Annotated in this window: 15 protein-coding genes, 2 tRNA genes and 1 rRNA gene; 11 read left to right on the top strand and 7 right to left on the bottom strand. The window is 61.0% G+C overall.

Features of this window, described 5'->3' with window-relative positions:
* Nucleotides 1-144 precede the first annotated feature (144 nt).
* From ACK3BK_RS16470 to ACK3BK_RS16480, 3 genes are all read right to left on the bottom strand, one after another.
* Nucleotides 145-220, bottom strand: a tRNA-Ala gene (locus tag ACK3BK_RS16470).
* 6 nt (nt 221-226) lie between these two features.
* Nucleotides 227-303, bottom strand: a tRNA-Ile gene (locus ACK3BK_RS16475).
* A 77-nt stretch (nt 304-380) separates the two neighbouring features.
* Nucleotides 381-1917 (bottom strand): 16S ribosomal RNA (locus ACK3BK_RS16480).
* A gap of 618 nt (nt 1918-2535) precedes the next feature.
* On the opposite strand from ACK3BK_RS16480, the gene rhtA reads away from it, so the two are divergent.
* Nucleotides 2536-3423, top strand: a complete 888-nt coding sequence (rhtA, locus tag ACK3BK_RS16485; protein WP_186666133.1) for a threonine/homoserine exporter RhtA — start codon at nt 2536-2538, stop codon at nt 3421-3423.
* Between the two features lie 184 nt (nt 3424-3607).
* Complete coding sequence (locus tag ACK3BK_RS16490; RefSeq protein WP_054894309.1) at nt 3608-3889, top strand: hypothetical protein; 282 nt, start codon at nt 3608-3610, stop codon at nt 3887-3889.
* A gap of 46 nt (nt 3890-3935) precedes the next feature.
* Here the strand turns inward: ACK3BK_RS16490 and ACK3BK_RS16495 are convergent, their stop codons facing one another.
* Together ACK3BK_RS16495 and ACK3BK_RS16500 are read right to left on the bottom strand one after the other, a co-directional pair.
* Nucleotides 3936-5744: an aminopeptidase P family protein gene (locus ACK3BK_RS16495; protein WP_186666135.1), complete on the bottom strand. Its 1809-nt coding sequence runs from the start codon at nt 5742-5744 to the stop codon at nt 3936-3938.
* 159 nt (nt 5745-5903) lie between these two features.
* Nucleotides 5904-6284, bottom strand: a complete 381-nt coding sequence (locus ACK3BK_RS16500) for an antibiotic biosynthesis monooxygenase (RefSeq protein ID WP_186666137.1) — start codon at nt 6282-6284, stop codon at nt 5904-5906.
* 87 nt (nt 6285-6371) lie between these two features.
* Here ACK3BK_RS16500 and soxR point away from each other — a divergent pair, with 87 nt between their 5' ends.
* Nucleotides 6372-6863, top strand: coding sequence for a redox-sensitive transcriptional activator SoxR (gene soxR, locus ACK3BK_RS16505; protein ID WP_411382906.1), 492 nt, complete (start codon nt 6372-6374; stop codon nt 6861-6863).
* Here soxR and ACK3BK_RS16510 read toward each other — a convergent pair.
* Nucleotides 6833-7816: a GlxA family transcriptional regulator gene (locus tag ACK3BK_RS16510; RefSeq protein ID WP_186708046.1), complete on the bottom strand. Its 984-nt coding sequence runs from the start codon at nt 7814-7816 to the stop codon at nt 6833-6835. The genes soxR and ACK3BK_RS16510 overlap by 31 nt on opposite strands.
* An 85-nt stretch (nt 7817-7901) precedes the next feature.
* On the opposite strand from ACK3BK_RS16510, the gene ACK3BK_RS16515 reads away from it, so the two are divergent.
* Nucleotides 7902-8450 carry a cysteine hydrolase family protein gene (locus ACK3BK_RS16515; protein WP_186666141.1) on the top strand — a complete coding sequence of 183 codons (549 nt, stop codon included), beginning with the start codon at nt 7902-7904 and terminating at the stop codon, nt 8448-8450.
* 9 nt (nt 8451-8459) lie between these two features.
* On the opposite strand, the gene ACK3BK_RS16520 is transcribed toward ACK3BK_RS16515, so the two are convergent.
* Entirely contained in the window at nt 8460-9023 is a 564-nt protein-coding gene (locus tag ACK3BK_RS16520) for a helix-turn-helix domain-containing protein (RefSeq protein ID WP_186666142.1), read from the bottom strand.
* 83 nt (nt 9024-9106) lie between these two features.
* Between ACK3BK_RS16520 and ACK3BK_RS16525 the strand changes: the two genes are divergently transcribed.
* From ACK3BK_RS16525 to ACK3BK_RS16555, 7 genes are all read left to right on the top strand, one after another.
* Nucleotides 9107-10057 carry a DMT family transporter gene (locus ACK3BK_RS16525; RefSeq protein ID WP_186708042.1) on the top strand — a complete coding sequence of 317 codons (951 nt, stop codon included), beginning with the start codon at nt 9107-9109 and terminating at the stop codon, nt 10055-10057.
* A 150-nt stretch (nt 10058-10207) separates the two neighbouring features.
* Nucleotides 10208-13120 (top strand): monovalent cation/H+ antiporter subunit A, encoded by a 2913-nt coding sequence (locus ACK3BK_RS16530; protein ID WP_411382907.1) that lies wholly within the window; start codon nt 10208-10210, stop codon nt 13118-13120.
* On the top strand, nt 13120-13464 hold the full coding sequence (locus tag ACK3BK_RS16535) for a Na+/H+ antiporter subunit C (RefSeq protein ID WP_186666145.1): 345 nt from the start codon (nt 13120-13122) through the stop codon (nt 13462-13464). Before ACK3BK_RS16530 ends, ACK3BK_RS16535 begins: the two co-directional genes overlap by 1 nt.
* Entirely contained in the window at nt 13461-15137 is a 1677-nt protein-coding gene (locus ACK3BK_RS16540) for a monovalent cation/H+ antiporter subunit D (RefSeq protein WP_186666146.1), read from the top strand. The genes ACK3BK_RS16535 and ACK3BK_RS16540 overlap by 4 nt, the downstream gene beginning before the upstream one ends.
* A complete protein-coding gene (locus tag ACK3BK_RS16545) occupies nt 15134-15622 on the top strand; it encodes a Na+/H+ antiporter subunit E (protein WP_186708040.1) in 489 nt (162 codons plus the stop codon). The genes ACK3BK_RS16540 and ACK3BK_RS16545 overlap by 4 nt, the downstream gene beginning before the upstream one ends.
* Nucleotides 15619-15897, top strand: coding sequence for a K+/H+ antiporter subunit F (locus tag ACK3BK_RS16550; RefSeq protein ID WP_054894322.1), 279 nt, complete (start codon nt 15619-15621; stop codon nt 15895-15897). Before ACK3BK_RS16545 ends, ACK3BK_RS16550 begins: the two co-directional genes overlap by 4 nt.
* Nucleotides 15894-16259 (top strand): Na+/H+ antiporter subunit G, encoded by a 366-nt coding sequence (locus ACK3BK_RS16555; protein ID WP_186666148.1) that lies wholly within the window; start codon nt 15894-15896, stop codon nt 16257-16259. The genes ACK3BK_RS16550 and ACK3BK_RS16555 overlap by 4 nt, the downstream gene beginning before the upstream one ends.
* Nucleotides 16260-16276 lie beyond the last annotated feature (17 nt).

The raw sequence follows: 16276 nt of genomic DNA on the forward strand, positions 1-16276 counted from the left end.
TAGCCTGAACTACCAGCAGTGAAACTGGCATTCAGTCTATTTCTATCACATATCCGAATTTTTAAAGAACGATCTGACAAAAGCCAGAAATCAACATTCGATGCGAATGCTCATTTCTGAGTTTGATCAAGGTACAGCAGAAAGTGGTGGAGCCAAGCGGGATCGAACCGCTGACCTCCTGCGTGCAAGGCAGGCGCTCTCCCAGCTGAGCTATGGCCCCGCATATTGGTAGGTCTGGGCAGATTTGAACTGCCGACCTCACCCTTATCAGGGGTGCGCTCTAACCAACTGAGCTACAGACCTATATAGGGTCTTGATCGTCTTCGACAATGAATCAAGCAATTCGTGTGGGAGCTCATCAGCAGGCTGATGTCTTCGATTAAGGAGGTGATCCAGCCGCAGGTTCCCCTACGGCTACCTTGTTACGACTTCACCCCAGTCATGAATCACACCGTGGTAACCGTCCTCCCGAAGGTTAGACTAGCTACTTCTGGTGCAACCCACTCCCATGGTGTGACGGGCGGTGTGTACAAGGCCCGGGAACGTATTCACCGCGACATTCTGATTCGCGATTACTAGCGATTCCGACTTCACGCAGTCGAGTTGCAGACTGCGATCCGGACTACGATCGGTTTTGTGAGATTAGCTCCACCTCGCGGCTTGGCAACCCTCTGTACCGACCATTGTAGCACGTGTGTAGCCCAGGCCGTAAGGGCCATGATGACTTGACGTCATCCCCACCTTCCTCCGGTTTGTCACCGGCAGTCTCCTTAGAGTGCCCACCATGACGTGCTGGTAACTAAGGACAAGGGTTGCGCTCGTTACGGGACTTAACCCAACATCTCACGACACGAGCTGACGACAGCCATGCAGCACCTGTGTCAGAGCTCCCGAAGGCACCAATCCATCTCTGGAAAGTTCTCTGCATGTCAAGGCCTGGTAAGGTTCTTCGCGTTGCTTCGAATTAAACCACATGCTCCACCGCTTGTGCGGGCCCCCGTCAATTCATTTGAGTTTTAACCTTGCGGCCGTACTCCCCAGGCGGTCAACTTAATGCGTTAGCTGCGCCACTAAAATCTCAAGGATTCCAACGGCTAGTTGACATCGTTTACGGCGTGGACTACCAGGGTATCTAATCCTGTTTGCTCCCCACGCTTTCGCACCTCAGTGTCAGTATCAGTCCAGGTGGTCGCCTTCGCCACTGGTGTTCCTTCCTATATCTACGCATTTCACCGCTACACAGGAAATTCCACCACCCTCTACCATACTCTAGCTCGCCAGTTTTGGATGCAGTTCCCAGGTTGAGCCCGGGGCTTTCACATCCAACTTAACGAACCACCTACGCGCGCTTTACGCCCAGTAATTCCGATTAACGCTTGCACCCTCTGTATTACCGCGGCTGCTGGCACAGAGTTAGCCGGTGCTTATTCTGTCGGTAACGTCAAAACAGCAAGGTATTAACTTACTGCCCTTCCTCCCAACTTAAAGTGCTTTACAATCCGAAGACCTTCTTCACACACGCGGCATGGCTGGATCAGGCTTTCGCCCATTGTCCAATATTCCCCACTGCTGCCTCCCGTAGGAGTCTGGACCGTGTCTCAGTTCCAGTGTGACTGATCATCCTCTCAGACCAGTTACGGATCGTCGCCTTGGTGAGCCATTACCTCACCAACTAGCTAATCCGACCTAGGCTCATCTGATAGCGCAAGGCCCGAAGGTCCCCTGCTTTCTCCCGTAGGACGTATGCGGTATTAGCGTTCCTTTCGAAACGTTGTCCCCCACTACCAGGCAGATTCCTAGGCATTACTCACCCGTCCGCCGCTGAATCAAGGAGCAAGCTCCCGTCATCCGCTCGACTTGCATGTGTTAGGCCTGCCGCCAGCGTTCAATCTGAGCCATGATCAAACTCTTCAGTTCAATACTGCTTGGGTTTTTAAGAAACCCTAAACTTGGCTCAGCAATCTCAAATGACTATGTGATTTCTCGCATGGCCACTTGTGATGCTGATAATCTTGGCGACTATCAGTCCATACTCACAAGCACCCACACGAATTGCTTGATTCAATTTGTTAAAGAGCGTTTGGTTAAGAGCTTTTCGCCTCAACCGAGGCGCGCATTCTACGCTTTCCTCATTGCCTGTCAAGCGTTTATTTTGAAGTTTTTCGCGAGAAACTCGTTTAGCTTCAAACACTTGACTCGCTGCGATCTCTCGTAGCGGGAGGCGAATCATACAGCACTCGAAGATGCTGTCAACTGCCTTTTTCACCGCTATCGATCAGACGATCGAAGCCCTTCACACTGCATCGAACTCGCTTAACTCGTTGATTAACAAGGAGTTTTGCGTTCCGTTTGCTGCGGAAGTGGGGCGCATTATAAGGGGATCTGAGAGGCCGTCAACCTTTTATTTCACAAAATCTTAATCAGAATGAATGGCTTAGCCTGCGCATACCTCAAGAGCAGTTGCACCCGCCACCGGGATTTGCGCACTATATTGCGCAGATCACCCTTTCTTCTTATTAGGACAGTCTCCCCCAAATGAACACCCAGCCCCGCAGCCTGGCCGCTACGCTGTTCCCTATCGGCCTGCTGTTGATTGCCATGGCCTCCATCCAGTCCGGAGCATCACTGGCCAAGAGCATGTTTCCGGTTGTCGGCGCCCAGGGCACCACAACACTGCGCCTGATCTTTGCGAGCATCATCATGCTCGCGCTGCTGCGTCCGTGGCGCGCGAGGTTCAATGCCAGCACCCTGCGCAGCGTCATCATCTATGGGCTGGCCTTGGGCGGGATGAACTTCCTCTTCTATATGTCATTGCGCAGCGTTCCGCTAGGCATCGCCGTAGCACTGGAGTTTACCGGCCCGCTGGCAGTAGCGATCTTCGCTTCGCGCCGGGCCCTGGACTTTCTCTGGATCGCGCTCGCCATCGTCGGCCTGCTACTGCTCATCCCGACAGGCCAGACGGGAGCATCCCTCGACCTGACCGGCGCGGCCTACGCCTTGGGTGCCGGCGTCTGCTGGGCGCTCTACATTCTATATGGCCAGCGAGCCGGCGCGGAAAACGGCATTCAGACTGCGGCCCTGGGCGTATTGATCGCGGCGCTGTTCGTTGCTCCCATCGGCATCGCCCATGCCGGCAGCGCCTTGCTCACCCCTGCGCTGATTCCGGTCGCACTTGCGGTGGCAATCCTTTCTACCGCCCTGCCCTACAGCCTGGAAATGGTCGCACTGACGCGGATGCCCGCGCGAACCTTCGGCACACTGATGAGTATCGAGCCCGCATTCGGCGCACTGTCGGGGCTTTTGTTCCTTGGTGAAGTTCTCAGCCTGACCCAGTGGCTGGCGATCCTGGCAATCATTACTGCCTCGGTAGGGGCCACACTCTCGATGCGCAAGGAAAGCAGCCCTCCCGTAGCGGCTGACTGATTTGAGAAATACTTTCATTTGGAACAGCTTCAGCCTTGTACCTGTCTGCCAGGCTGTTTAAGCTGTCACGGCATCATCATCTTCAGACGATCTACTGAACCGGGCACGGAAGCAGGGGAATTTCAGGAAGAACGAGTCATCACTAGAAGGGCGGACACTACTCACCGCCCAGATAAGGACAGGAATGAAACGTATTTTTCTCATCCTGGCCATCTTGGCCATTGCTGGGTGTGCCGCTACAGCCAAGACCGAGGTGAAGCGGGGGAAGAAAGGCCTGCACATCAACTGCTCCGGCCTTTCATCATCCTGGGACAAGTGCTACGCCAATGCACAGGCGTCCTGCGGCAGCAAGGGGTACAAGGTGATCGCTCGCTCCAGCGACAGCGACGAAGAACCGGGCGACTACGTGTTCGGGATCAACCCCGCCGGCTACACCAGCCGAAGCATGATCGTCATCTGCAAATAAACGAAAGGGCAGCCTCAGGCTGCCCTTTCTCGTTCGAGTCGGTCGATCAGACCGGTTGCGTACGCAGTCTCAACCAAGTCAGTGCGTCGCCTTGCAACAGGGGCGCTAATCGCTCACGCACGGTCTCGTGATAACGGTTGAGCCATAGGCGCTCCGAAACATCGAGCAGCTCGGGCAGCAAGCACCGTGTGTCGATCGGGCAAAGCGTCAGGGTTTCAAAGGCCAGGAAGTCGCCAAAAGCGCTCCTGCCCGCCTCCCGATTGACTACGAGATTCTCGATTCGCACGCCCCAGGCTCCAGGTCTGTATGTGCCCGGCTCGATCGAACTGATCATCCCGACCTGCATGGCCGTCTGCGGCGTAGTTGCCGCCTGATAGGCAATGACCTGCGGCCCCTCGTGCACATTCATGAAGTAGCCCACGCCATGCCCGGTGCCATGGCCGTAGTCGACCTGATCGGCCCAGATCGGTGCCCGGGCGATGGCATCGAGCAACGGCGAAAGAATGCCCCGCGGGAAACTCGCCCGCGACAACGCTATCACTCCCTTGAGCACCCGCGTGCAGTCATGTCTCTGCTCCAGGCTGGGTGTACCGATGGGCACCATCCGGGTAATGTCGGTGGTCCCGCCCAGGTACTGGCCGCCCGAGTCGATCAGCAGCAGGCCATTACCCTCGATCACCGCATGCGATTGCTCGGTGGCGCGGTAATGGGGCATGGCACCATTGGCATTGAACGCCGCGATGGTCGAGAAGCTCAGCGAGACGAAGTCAGGACGCCGTGCACGTGCCGCGCTCAGTTGCTCATCGACCGTCAGTTCGGTGATGGTCTCGCGCCCAAGGTTCGCCTCGAACCAGGCGAAGAACTCGCACAAGGCTGCACCGTCCTGCTCCATCACCTGGCGAATATGAACCAGATCCGCCTCGCTCTTGCGCGACTTGCTCAGCGTGGTCGGATTGATGCCCTCGACCAGCACGACTCGCTCGTCGAGATTGTCCAGCAGGCCATGGGTGACACGCGCCGGATCGACCAGCAGGCGAGTGCCGCCAACGAGGCCCGCAAGTGCCTGACCAACTTCCGCGTAATCACGCACCTGGATACCGTCGGCAGCCAGTACTTGACGCAGATGGCTATTGATCTTGTCCTGACCGACGAAGAGCGTGGCTTGATCACGACTAATCAGGGCGAAGGAAACGAACACCGGGTTGTACGAAACATCACTACCACGCAGATTGAACAGCCAGGCGATGTCGTCCAGAGTAGCGATGAAATGCCAGTCAGCGCCCTTGCTGTCGAGGGCCTGACGCAGCTCAACGAGCTTCTGCGCGCGACTGGCCGTAGCCTGGGGAGGCAGGTGCTGATAGACGGGGTTGCCGGGCAGGGCCGGACGATCACTCCAGACCTCACCAAGCAGGTCCCGATCGGTCAACAGCCTCACATTGCGCGCGCTCAGGCGCTCTGCCAATTGACGGGAAGAGGCCAGCGCCATGACCGCACCATCAACTGCCACAGCACCGCCGCTGGCAACCTGCTCACCCAGCCAGTCCAATGCACCTGGCTGGCCCGGTAGCAGCTTCATCAGCTCGATGCCACTGCCCGCCAACTCCTTCTCTGCCTGCTCCCAATAGCGGCTATCGACCCACAACCCGGCGAACCCCGCGGCCACCACCAGCGTGCCGACCGAGCCCTGGAAGCCAGACAGCCATTGGCGCCCTTGCCAATGGCCGGGCAGATACTCGGACAAGTGTGGGTCGGCTGAGGGCACCAACAGGGCATCGATACCCTCCCTGACCATGACCTCGCGCACACGCGCCAGGCGTGCCGGTATGGATTTTTGAAGGGGGTTCAGACTGTTCATGCGCTCTCCTGCGATCACATCTTGGACGGTTCCAGATCGGGATAATGGAACACGCCGTCAGCGCCCGCAATCGGATCGTCCGCAACAGCCTTGCGATTGCCCGGACTGCCCCCTGCCAATCCCGCGAACAACAGGATTGGCCGGTAATGGCATGCAGTACTACGCCCCTTGATGAACCTGGGCCTCACCAACCTCGCAGTGCAAGCCGCCATCGAGGCCTCGCACCAGGCTACGCAGGGTCTGGTAGGCCGTGAAGTTGACGCCGCGCGCCTGGTGACGCTGCAACAGGTCGAGGAACGGCTCTTCGACGAAACAGGACGCGGCAGCCGCCCACTCCTGGCGCGATTGCCATTGCAGGTACTGCAGCACTCGGCTGCCATCGACACTGGCCTGAATGCTGACACCCAGCAGACCATCGCAACGGCTGGCGATCTCCTCGGCCCGCAGGACCAAAGCCTCGGCCAGGGCCTGTTGCCGAATCGCCGGCACTTCGTACTCGATCATCTGGGTAAACCATAGGGAATGGGGGGTGGCCGCCATGAACAGTCTCCTTGCTCGGGGTACTTGCAGCGTGATGGCGAGCAGGGTAAAACCTCGAGTTAAGTCAAGGTCAAGGAATATTTCGACATGCCCAGCCAGATTGTGGCGGCACCGGAGCGCCTGCTCAGCGTAGGTCAGTTGGCGGCGCGCAGCGGCGTCGCGGTGACCGCGCTGCACTTTTATGAAAGCAAGGGACTGATCCACAGCACCCGCAACAACGGCAACCAGCGCCGCTTCGAACGGGCCATGCTGCGCCGGGTAGCGGTGATCAAGATGGCGCAGCGCCTCGGGGTGCCGCTGGCACACGTCGCCGAGGCGCTCAATACACTGCCCAAAGGGCACACACCGACCGCCGAAGACTGGCAGCGGTTCTCCGCGCAATGGCGAGAAGACCTGACCCAACGCATCGAAGAACTGATGATGCTGCGCGACCAGCTGGATGGTTGTATCGGCTGCGGCTGTATGTCTTTGAAGGAATGTCCGCTGCGCAACCACCACGACCGTCTCGCCGCGCAAGGTCCTGGGCCTCACCCGCTAGGCGCGGACGCTCAGGCAACCACAGCGAAACGTCGCCGGTAGTCACTGGGTGTAAGGCCAGTGATGCGCTGGAACACCTTACGAAAGGCACCGGGGTCCTGGTAGCCCACGCCCCAGGCAATTTGGTCGACGCTGCGCCGGGTGAACTCCAGCAGGCGGCAGGCACGCCCTACCCGGACCTGCTGGCAGTATTGCGTAGGACGCAGCCCAGTCGCCGCGCGAAAGCGTCGCAGAAATGTACGCTCTTCAAGCCCGGCACATCCGGCCATGCTTGCCAGATTGGCTTCTTGCGCGCCACTCCCCTGCAGCCAGTGCTGCACCTTCAGCACGGCTTCATCGCCGTGATCCAGCCTCGGCGCGAACAACGCACCGGGCAGCGGGGTCGGTACCGGATCGACCGCCAGGTAGCGGGCGGTCTCGCGCGCCAGAGTCGCACCAAGGAAACGCTCCAGCAGGCGCAGCCCAAGTTCGGTCCAGGCCATCAGGCCGGCCGACGTCATGATGTCACCGTCGTCCAGTACCGATACGCTGGCGTCGGCACGTACTTGGGGATAGCGCTCGGCCAAGGTCTGGGCGTAGTTCCAGTGGGTGCTCGCCGAGCGCCCGTCCAGCAGGCCACTGGCCGCGATGAAGAACACGCCGATGCACACCGACGCGAGCACCGTGCCGCGTGCATGCCATTGGCACAAGTGCGCGCGGTGCCGCTCGAGCAGCGCAGGTGCAGGTGCCGGACCAAGACTGGGCGGCACTACCAACACCTTGAGATCATGGGGCACGCCCGGCAGGCTGTCGTAAACCTCGCAGAGTTCGCCGGCCTGATCCAGTTGCCAGTGGCTGACGCGGATCCGCAGCTGCTCCCCACCACCGAGTTCGCAGGCGACCCGACTGGCGACCGTGAACAGATCCGTCAATCCATGCACGGCGGCACGTTGCGCCTCGGGATAGACCAGCACGCCGATTTCCAGGCCTACGCCGATGTCAGTTTTTGCCTTCATTGTGTCGATCGCGCCAATCCTCATGTAGTTCGTTCAAGCCTATAACTATCGTCACACCACGACCACGCCCAAGGAGGCACGCGACATGAACAAACAGGCCCTGATTCTCATCGATATCCAGAACGATTACTTCCCCGGTGGCAAATGGACTCTCGATGGCGCCGACGCGGCGGCCGACAACGCTGCCCGCCTGCTCGCCGCTGCCCGCAAGCGCGGCGACCTGGTCGTGCATGTGCGTCACGAGTTCGAATCAGCCGATGCGCCGTTCTTCGCCCCCGGCTCGCCAGGCGCCGAGATCCACGCCAAGGTGCTGCCGGTCAGCAACGAGCCGGTGGTGCTCAAGCATCAGGTCAACGCGTTTCGCGACACCGAGCTCAAATCGCTGCTCGACAAGCATGAGGTGAAAGCACTGACCATCGTCGGCGCCATGAGCCACATGTGCATCGATTCGGCCACCCGCGCCGCCTCTGACTTCGGCTACCAGGTCTCGGTGGCGCACGACGCCTGCGCTACGCTGGCCCTGGAGTTCAATGGACAGACGGTGCCCGCATCGCATGTGCACGACTCAGCCATGGCAGCGCTGGCCTTCGCCTTTGCCACTGTCGAAAGTACCGACACGCTGCTGGCCAGGTAGGCGGGGGAGTCAGATCACCACATTGCGCACGAAGCGCGTGGGCTGGTCGCCGTCGTTGCGGTAGGCATAGCGGCAGTCGCTGGGGAAGATGTGGAACTCCCCAGCGCGCAGGTGCAGTTCACCCCCTTCGATCAACAGCGTCAGGCAGCCCTCGGCCACATAGATCTGCTCGCTCCAACCCTCGGCGTCAGCCTCACTGGCATAGTGCTCGCCCGGTGCCAGGGTCCATTCCCAGAGCTCGACCTCGCGCCGCGCCGGGCTGCTACCCAGCAGCACTGCGCGGCTATCAGGCTGCTCGCCGGCCCAGGCCAGCTCGTTGATGCGTGCAGGATCGCGCTGCTCGGGCGCCTGGATCAGCGTACTGAACGCCACCCCCAGCGCTTCGGCGATCAGGTCGAGGGTGGTGAGGCTGACGTTCTTCTCGCCCGCCTCGATGGCGACCAGCATGCGCCGACTCACACCAGAGTGTTCGGCCAGAGCAGTCTGGCTAAGCCCTTTGTCGTTACGCAAGCGGCGAATGTTCTGACTGACGTGCTGCAGCACCGAAGCACGGTGCGAAGAATCTTTGTGCACTATATTGCTCACTGGTAGGGATTGCGCAGTATACTGCCCACTTTGCGGCGATTGTGCGCCGCCCCTTCCGAGTGCGCAAGACCATGACCCAAACCACCAGCAGCCAACGGCCGTCCGTATCCTTTCGCCTGAGCAAAGCCGAATGGGTGCTGGTGTTCATTACCATGCTCTGGGGCGGCACCTTCCTGATCGTGCACAACGTCATGGCCGTGAGCGGACCGATGTTCTTCGTCGGCCTGCGGTTTGCGGCAGCGGCATTTTTCGTCGGGTTGGTATCGGCGAGAGCGCTCTCGGGCCTGACGTTCACCGAGTTGAAAGCTGGCGTGGTGATCGGTGTATCGATCATGCTCGGCTATGGCTTGCAGACCATGGGCCTGCAAACCATCAGTAGCAGCCAATCGGCCTTCATCACGGCACTCTACGTGCCTTTTGTGCCGCTGCTGCAGTGGTTGGTGCTGGGGCGTCGGCCCGGCCTGATGCCAAGCATCGGCATTTGCCTGGCCTTCGTCGGACTGATGCTGCTGGCCGGCCCTGAGGGCGGTGCGCTGCATTTCAGCGAAGGCGAAATCGTGACCCTGGTCAGCGCCGTGGCCATCGCCGGCGAGATCATCCTGATCAGTCGTTATGCCGGCAAGGTCGACGTGCGCCGGGTCACGGTGGTGCAACTGGCAACTGCCTCGGCGCTATCATTCCTGATGATCGTTCCGACCCAGGAACGCATTCCGGACTTTTCCTGGCTGCTGTTGGCCAGTGCCCTTGGCCTGGGTGCCATGAGCGCGGTAATCCAGGTAGCGATGAACTGGGCGCAGAAATCCGTCTCGCCAACCCGCGCCACACTGATCTATGCCGGCGAACCCGTCTGGGCCGGCATCGTTGGCCGTATCGCAGGGGACCGCTTGCCAGGTGTGGCGCTTATTGGTGGCCTGCTGATCGTGATCGCCGTAGTCGTCAGCGAACTGAAGATTCGCCGCGATCGCGATCCCCTTCCAGAGCCGCAAGGCCTGACGCCAAGCGAAAGCGAGACAGGGCGTTGAACTCCTGATCAGCGGCTATGCTCTGAAAAAAACTGTTATAAAAAAACAGCTTGTCACAGCGCTTTTGTAGGATTCTGCCACAGCTTGCGTGTTGGTGATCACCAGCGTGGCACGTATGATCCATGGCAAACCTCTGTAGATTAGAACGCTATGTCTTTGATAGTGCTATTGCTTCTGCCCTTCATCGGCAGTTGCCTGGCAGCCGTGCTGCCGCACAATGCGCGTAACGCCGAGTCCATTCTCGCCGGGCTCGTGGCCTTGGTCGGCACTGTCCAGGTAGCGCTGCTGTACCCGCAGATCGCCCATGGCGGCGTGATCCGCGAAGAATTCCTCTGGCTGCCCAGCCTCGGGCTCAACCTCGTGCTGCGCATGGATGGCTTCGCCTGGCTGTTCTCGCTGCTAGTGCTGGGTATCGGTACGCTGGTGTCGCTGTATGCGCGCTACTATATGTCGCCCCAAGACCCCGTGCCCCGATTCTTCGCCTTCTTCCTGGCCTTCATGGGCGCAATGCTCGGGCTGGTGATTTCCGGCAACCTGATTCAGCTGGTGTTCTTCTGGGAGCTGACCAGCCTGTTCTCCTTCCTCCTCATCGGCTACTGGCACCACCGCAGCGATGCTCGCCGCGGCGCTTACATGGCGCTGATGGTCACGGGCGCAGGTGGCTTGTGCCTGCTGGTCGGCGCCTTGCTGCTCGGCCATGTGGTCGGCAGCTATGACCTGGACAAGGTCCTGGCCGCTGGCGAAACCGTCCGCCAGCACGCGCTCTATCCTGTGTTGCTACCGCTGATCCTGATCGGTGCCCTGAGCAAGAGTGCGCAATTTCCCTTCCAGTTCTGGCTACCGCATGCCATGGCTGCTCCCACGCCAGTCTCGGCCTATCTGCATTCGGCGACCATGGTCAAGGCCGGGGTATTCCTGCTGGCACGCCTATGGCCAACGCTGTCAGGCACCGAGGAGTGGTTCTGGATCGTCGGCGGGGCAGGCGCCTGTACCCTCCTGCTCGGCGCCTTCGCGGCGATGTTCCAGAATGACCTCAAGGGCTTGCTGGCCTATTCGACCATCAGCCACCTGGGCCTGATCACCCTGTTGCTTGGCCTGAACAGCCCGCTTGCAGCAGTTGCGGCGGTGTTCCACATTCTCAACCACGCCACGTTCAAGGCCTCGCTGTTCATGGCCGCCGGCATCATCGACCATGAAAGTGGCACCCGCGACATCCGCCGTCTCAGCGGACTGATACGCCTGGTGCCCTATACCGCCACCCTGGCCATGGTCGCCAGTGCCTCCATGGCCGGCGTGCCTCTGATGAACGGCTTCCTTTCCAAGGAAATGTTCTTCGCCGAAACCGTATTCATTACTTCCAGTGCCTGGGTCGAGGCCGCCTTGCCGGTGATCGCCACCCTCGCAGGCACGTTCAGTGTTGCCTACGCCCTACGCTTTACGGTCGACGTATTCTTCGGTCCGACCGCCCAGGACCTTCCGCATACACCGCACGAACCACCGCGCTGGATGCGCGCTCCGGTCGAGTTGCTGGTCCTGACCTGCCTTGTAGTTGGCATCTTCCCTGCCCAGTCGGTCGGCCCGCTGCTGGCTGCCGCAGCGTTGCCGGTGGTAGGCGGCACCCTGCCAGAATACAGCCTGGCCATCTGGCACGGCTGGAACGCGCCTTTGATCATGAGCCTGATCGCCATGTGCGGCGGCGTAGTGCTCTACCTGTTACTGCGCAAACAATTGCGCCTGGGCCGCTTCCCCTACCCGCCGCTGATCGAACGCTTCAATGGCAAGCGGCTGTTCGAGCATGGACTGGTACGCTTGATGCTGCTGGCCCGGCACCTAGAAGGGCTGTTGACCAGCCGCCGCTTGCAGACCCAGTTGTTCATGCTGGTCGTTGCCGCCTTCCTCGCCGGGCTGACGCCCATGCTGTACAGCGGCATCAGTTGGGGGGACCGCCCCAAGATCCCCGGGTCCGGTGTATTCGTCGCCATGTGGCTGATAGCAATTGCCTGTGCCATCGGCGCAGCCTGGCAGGCCAAGTACCACCGTCTGGCGGCGCTGATCATGGTCAGCGTCTGCGGCTTGATGACCTGCATCACCTTCGTCTGGTTCTCTGCTCCTGACCTTGCACTCACGCAGCTGGTGGTCGAAGTCGTCACCACGGTGCTGATCCTGCTGGGCCTGCGCTGGCTGCCGCGCCGAATCGAAGGTGTCTCGCCCCTGCCTGGTAGCCAGGAGCGTGCACGCCTGCGACGCCTGCGCGACCTGCTACTTGCAGTGCTGGTCGGCGGCGGTATGGCGCTGCTGTCGTACGCCATGCTGACGCGCCCCACGCCCAACGACATCTCATCGTTCTACCTGAGCCGCGCACTCCCCGAAGGCGGCGGCACCAACGTGGTCAATGTGATGTTGGTGGACTTCCGCGGCTTCGATACTTTGGGTGAAATCACTGTGCTGGTTGCAGTGGCGCTAACGGTCTTCGCCCTGCTGCGCCGCTTCCGCCCGCCGAAAGAAAGCATGCAGTTGCCGACACAGCAGCGCCAACTGGCGCCGGACGTGATCACCGACCTGGTCAACCCACGGCATGTGACCGACACCGCACTGGGTTTCATGATGGTGCCTGCGGTGCTGGTACGTCTGCTGCTGCCGATCGCCCTGCTGGTCTCGATGTACCTGTTCATGCGTGGCCACAACCAACCAGGCGGCGGCTTCGTCGCCGGGCTGGTGATGTCGGTGGCGTTCATCCTGCAGTACATGGTCGCGGGCACCCAGTGGGTCGAGGCTCAGATGAGCCTACGGCCGCTGCGCTGGATGGGCACCGGATTGCTGTGCGCCACGCTCACCGGCGCGGGTGCCATGTTGCTGGGTTATCCGTTCCTCACCACCCACACTGCGCACCTGCATCTGCCGTTGCTCGGTGACATCCATGTCGCCAGCGCCTTGTTCTTCGATATCGGCGTGTACACCGTGGTTGTCGGCTCCACGCTCTTGATCCTGACCGCCCTGGCACACCAATCGGTACGTGCCTATCGCCCAGGCCATCCTAAATCCAGCCAGACAGGAGCCGCCTGATGGAAGAAGTCATCGCAGTCGCCATCGGCGTACTGGCCGCCTCCGGAGTCTGGCTGGTACTGCGCCCACGGACCTACCAGGTCATCATGGGCCTGTGCCTGCTCTCCTACGGCGTCAATTTGTTCATCTTCAGCATGGGTAGCCTGTTCATCGGCAAGGAGCCGATCATCAAGGACGGCGTCCCACAGGACCTGCTGAACTACACCGACCCGCTACCGCAGGCACTGGTGTTGACTGCCATCGTCATCAGCTTCGCCATGACTGCCCTGTTCCTGGTGGTCCTGCTGGCCTCGCGTGGCCTGACCGGCACCGACCATGTCGATGGCCGGGAGCGTGAGGAATGAGCTGGATGAATCAACTGATTGTCGCCCCGATCCTGCTACCACTGGTAACCGCTGCGATCATGCTGCTGATCGGCGAAAAGCACCGCCAGTTCAAGGCGCGCCTGAACCTGCTGTCGAGCCTGATCGGTTTGGGTATCGCCGTGACGCTGCTGATGTGGGTACGCGGCCAGGGCCAGGCCGAGTCCATCGGCGTCTACCTGCCCGGCAACTGGCCGGCGCCGTTCGGTATCGTGCTGGTACTCGATCACCTGTCCGCACTGCTGCTTACCCTGACCGGAGTCATCGGCGTCAGCGCCCTGCTGTTCGCCCGTGCCCGCTGGGACGGTGCCGGCGCCAGCTTCCACGCACTGTTCCAGATTCAGCTGATGGGCCTTTACGGCGCGTTCCTGACCGCCGATCTCTTCAACCTGTTCGTGTTCTTCGAGGTACTGCTGGCGGCGTCCTACGGTCTGTTGCTGCACGGTTCGGGACGCGCGCGGGTCAGGGCCGGGCTGCACTACATCGCCATCAACCTGTTCGCCTCGTCGCTGTTTCTGGTCGGCGCGGCCATGCTCTATGGCGTGACGGGCACACTGAACATGGCCGACCTGGCACTTAAGATCCCGCTGGTTGCAGAGGCCGATCGCGGCTTGCTGCACGCCGGAGCGGCGATCCTGGCCATGGCATTCCTGGTCAAGGCCGGTGTCTGGCCGCTGAACTTCTGGCTGGTGCCTGCCTACTCTTCGGCCAGCGCACCGGTCGCTGCACTGTTCGCCATCATGACCAAGGTCGGCCTGTACGCAGTGCTGCGTCTGTGGACGTTACTGTTCTCGGGCCAGGCAGGCGCCTCGGCGAATTTCGGTGGGGAATGGCTGGTGTATGGCGGCCTCGTCACCCTCGCGGTGGCTGCCGTCTCGATCCTCGCCGCCCAGCGCCTGGAGCGTCTCGCCGCGCTGAGCATCCTGGTCTCGGCTGGCACGTTGCTGGCCTCGGTCGGTTTTGGTCAGGCGGCCCTCACCGGCGCGGCACTGTTCTACCTCACCAGTTCCACCCTGGCCTTGTGCGCCTTGTTCCTGCTGGCCGAATTGATCGAGCGCTCGCGCTCGGCCAACGAAGCGCCCCTGGACGACGAAGAGGACGCCATCCCGCCGCCGCTCGAGTCCCTGCACCCACCCAAGGGCATCAACCTCGACGACGAGCAGAAGGCAGTGATCGGTCAGATCATTCCCTGGACCATGGCCTTCCTAGGCTTGAGCTTCATCGCCTGCGCACTGCTGATCATTGGCATGCCGCCGCTGTCCGGCTTCATCGGCAAGCTCAACCTGATCAGCGCACTGTTCAACCCGCAAGGCCTGGGCATGCCACCCGAGCAGCCCCTGTCAGCGGCGGGTTGGTGCCTGGTAGCCCTGTTGCTGCTATCGGGCATGGCATCGCTGATCGCCTTCGGCCGCGTGGGCATCCAGCGCTTCTGGAAACCGGAGGAGCGGCCATCGCCATTGCTGCGCCGCTATGAATGCGTACCGATCGTGCTACTGCTGGGGTTGTGCATTGCCCTCAGCATCCAGGCCGAGCCGCTGCTGCGCTACACCCAGGACACCGCCGCTGGCCTGCAGGCACCCGACGCCTATATCCAAGCGGTGATGTCCACCCGCCCCGTGCCTGGGCCGACCACCATGACGCAGGTACAACCATGAACCGGCTGTTCCCCGCCCCGCTACTGTCACTGGCGCTGTTCGTGCTGTGGCTGGTGCTGAACCTTTCCGTCAGCCCTGGCAATCTGCTGCTTGGCGCCGCCCTCGGCATCCTTGCACCCGTGCTGATGGCGCCATTGCGCCCGCAACACGCCCATATCCGCCGCCCGCTGGTGATTGCACGCTTGATCGGCCGTGTGGGCCTGGATGTGATCCTCTCCAACCTGCAGGTTGCCCGAGGCGTGCTGCGAGCCAGCAGCCATCCACCACGTTCTGCCTTCGTGCACATCCCCCTGTCGCTGCGCGACGCCCATGGCCTGGCCGCCCTGTCGATGATCACCACAGTGGTGCCCGGCACGGTCTGGTCAGAGCTGGCCCTGGATCGCAGCATCCTGTTGCTGCATGTGTTCGACCTGGACGACGAAGCCGCCTTCATCGAACACTTCAAGCACACCTACGAACGCCCGCTGATGGAGATCTTCGAATGACTGGCCTGCTCGCCAACGCCATTCTCGCCAGCCTGTTCATCTTCATCATCGCCATGGCCCTGGCGCTGGTCAGGGTGTTCCGCGGCCCTTCGGCGCAGGACCGGGTCCTGGCGCTGGACTACCTGTACATCCTGGCCATGCTGATGATGCTGGTACTGGGCATCCGCTATGCCAGTGATACCTACTTCGAAGGCGCGATGCTGATCGCCCTGTTCGGTTTCGTCGGCTCCTTTGCCCTGGCCAAGTTCCTGCTGCGCGGAGAGGTGATCGAATGATCCAGACTGTCGAACTACCGTTCTGGCTGGAGCTTGCCACGGCCGTACTGCTGCTTACAGGCAGCCTGTTCGCTTTGGTCGGTGCAATCGGACTGGTGCGCCTGAAGGATTACTTCCAACGCATGCATCCTCCGGCACTGGCCTCGACCATCGGCGCCTGGTGCGTCAGCCTCGCCTCAATCCTGTACTTTTCCGGTCTCAAGCAGGGGCCGGTGCTGCATGCCTGGCTGATACCGATCCTGCTGTCGATTACCGTGCCCGTGACTACGCTGTTGCTCGCGCGGGCCGCCCTGTTCCGCAAACGCATGTCTGGAGAGCAGGTGCCGGATGAGGTCAGCAGCGGTGGCGACCGGGGCAACTGAGCGCCAGTCGGATCTGA

The organism is Pseudomonas sp. L7, from assembly GCF_046605565.1.
Lineage (GTDB): Bacteria > Pseudomonadota > Gammaproteobacteria > Pseudomonadales > Pseudomonadaceae > Aquipseudomonas > Aquipseudomonas wayambapalatensis.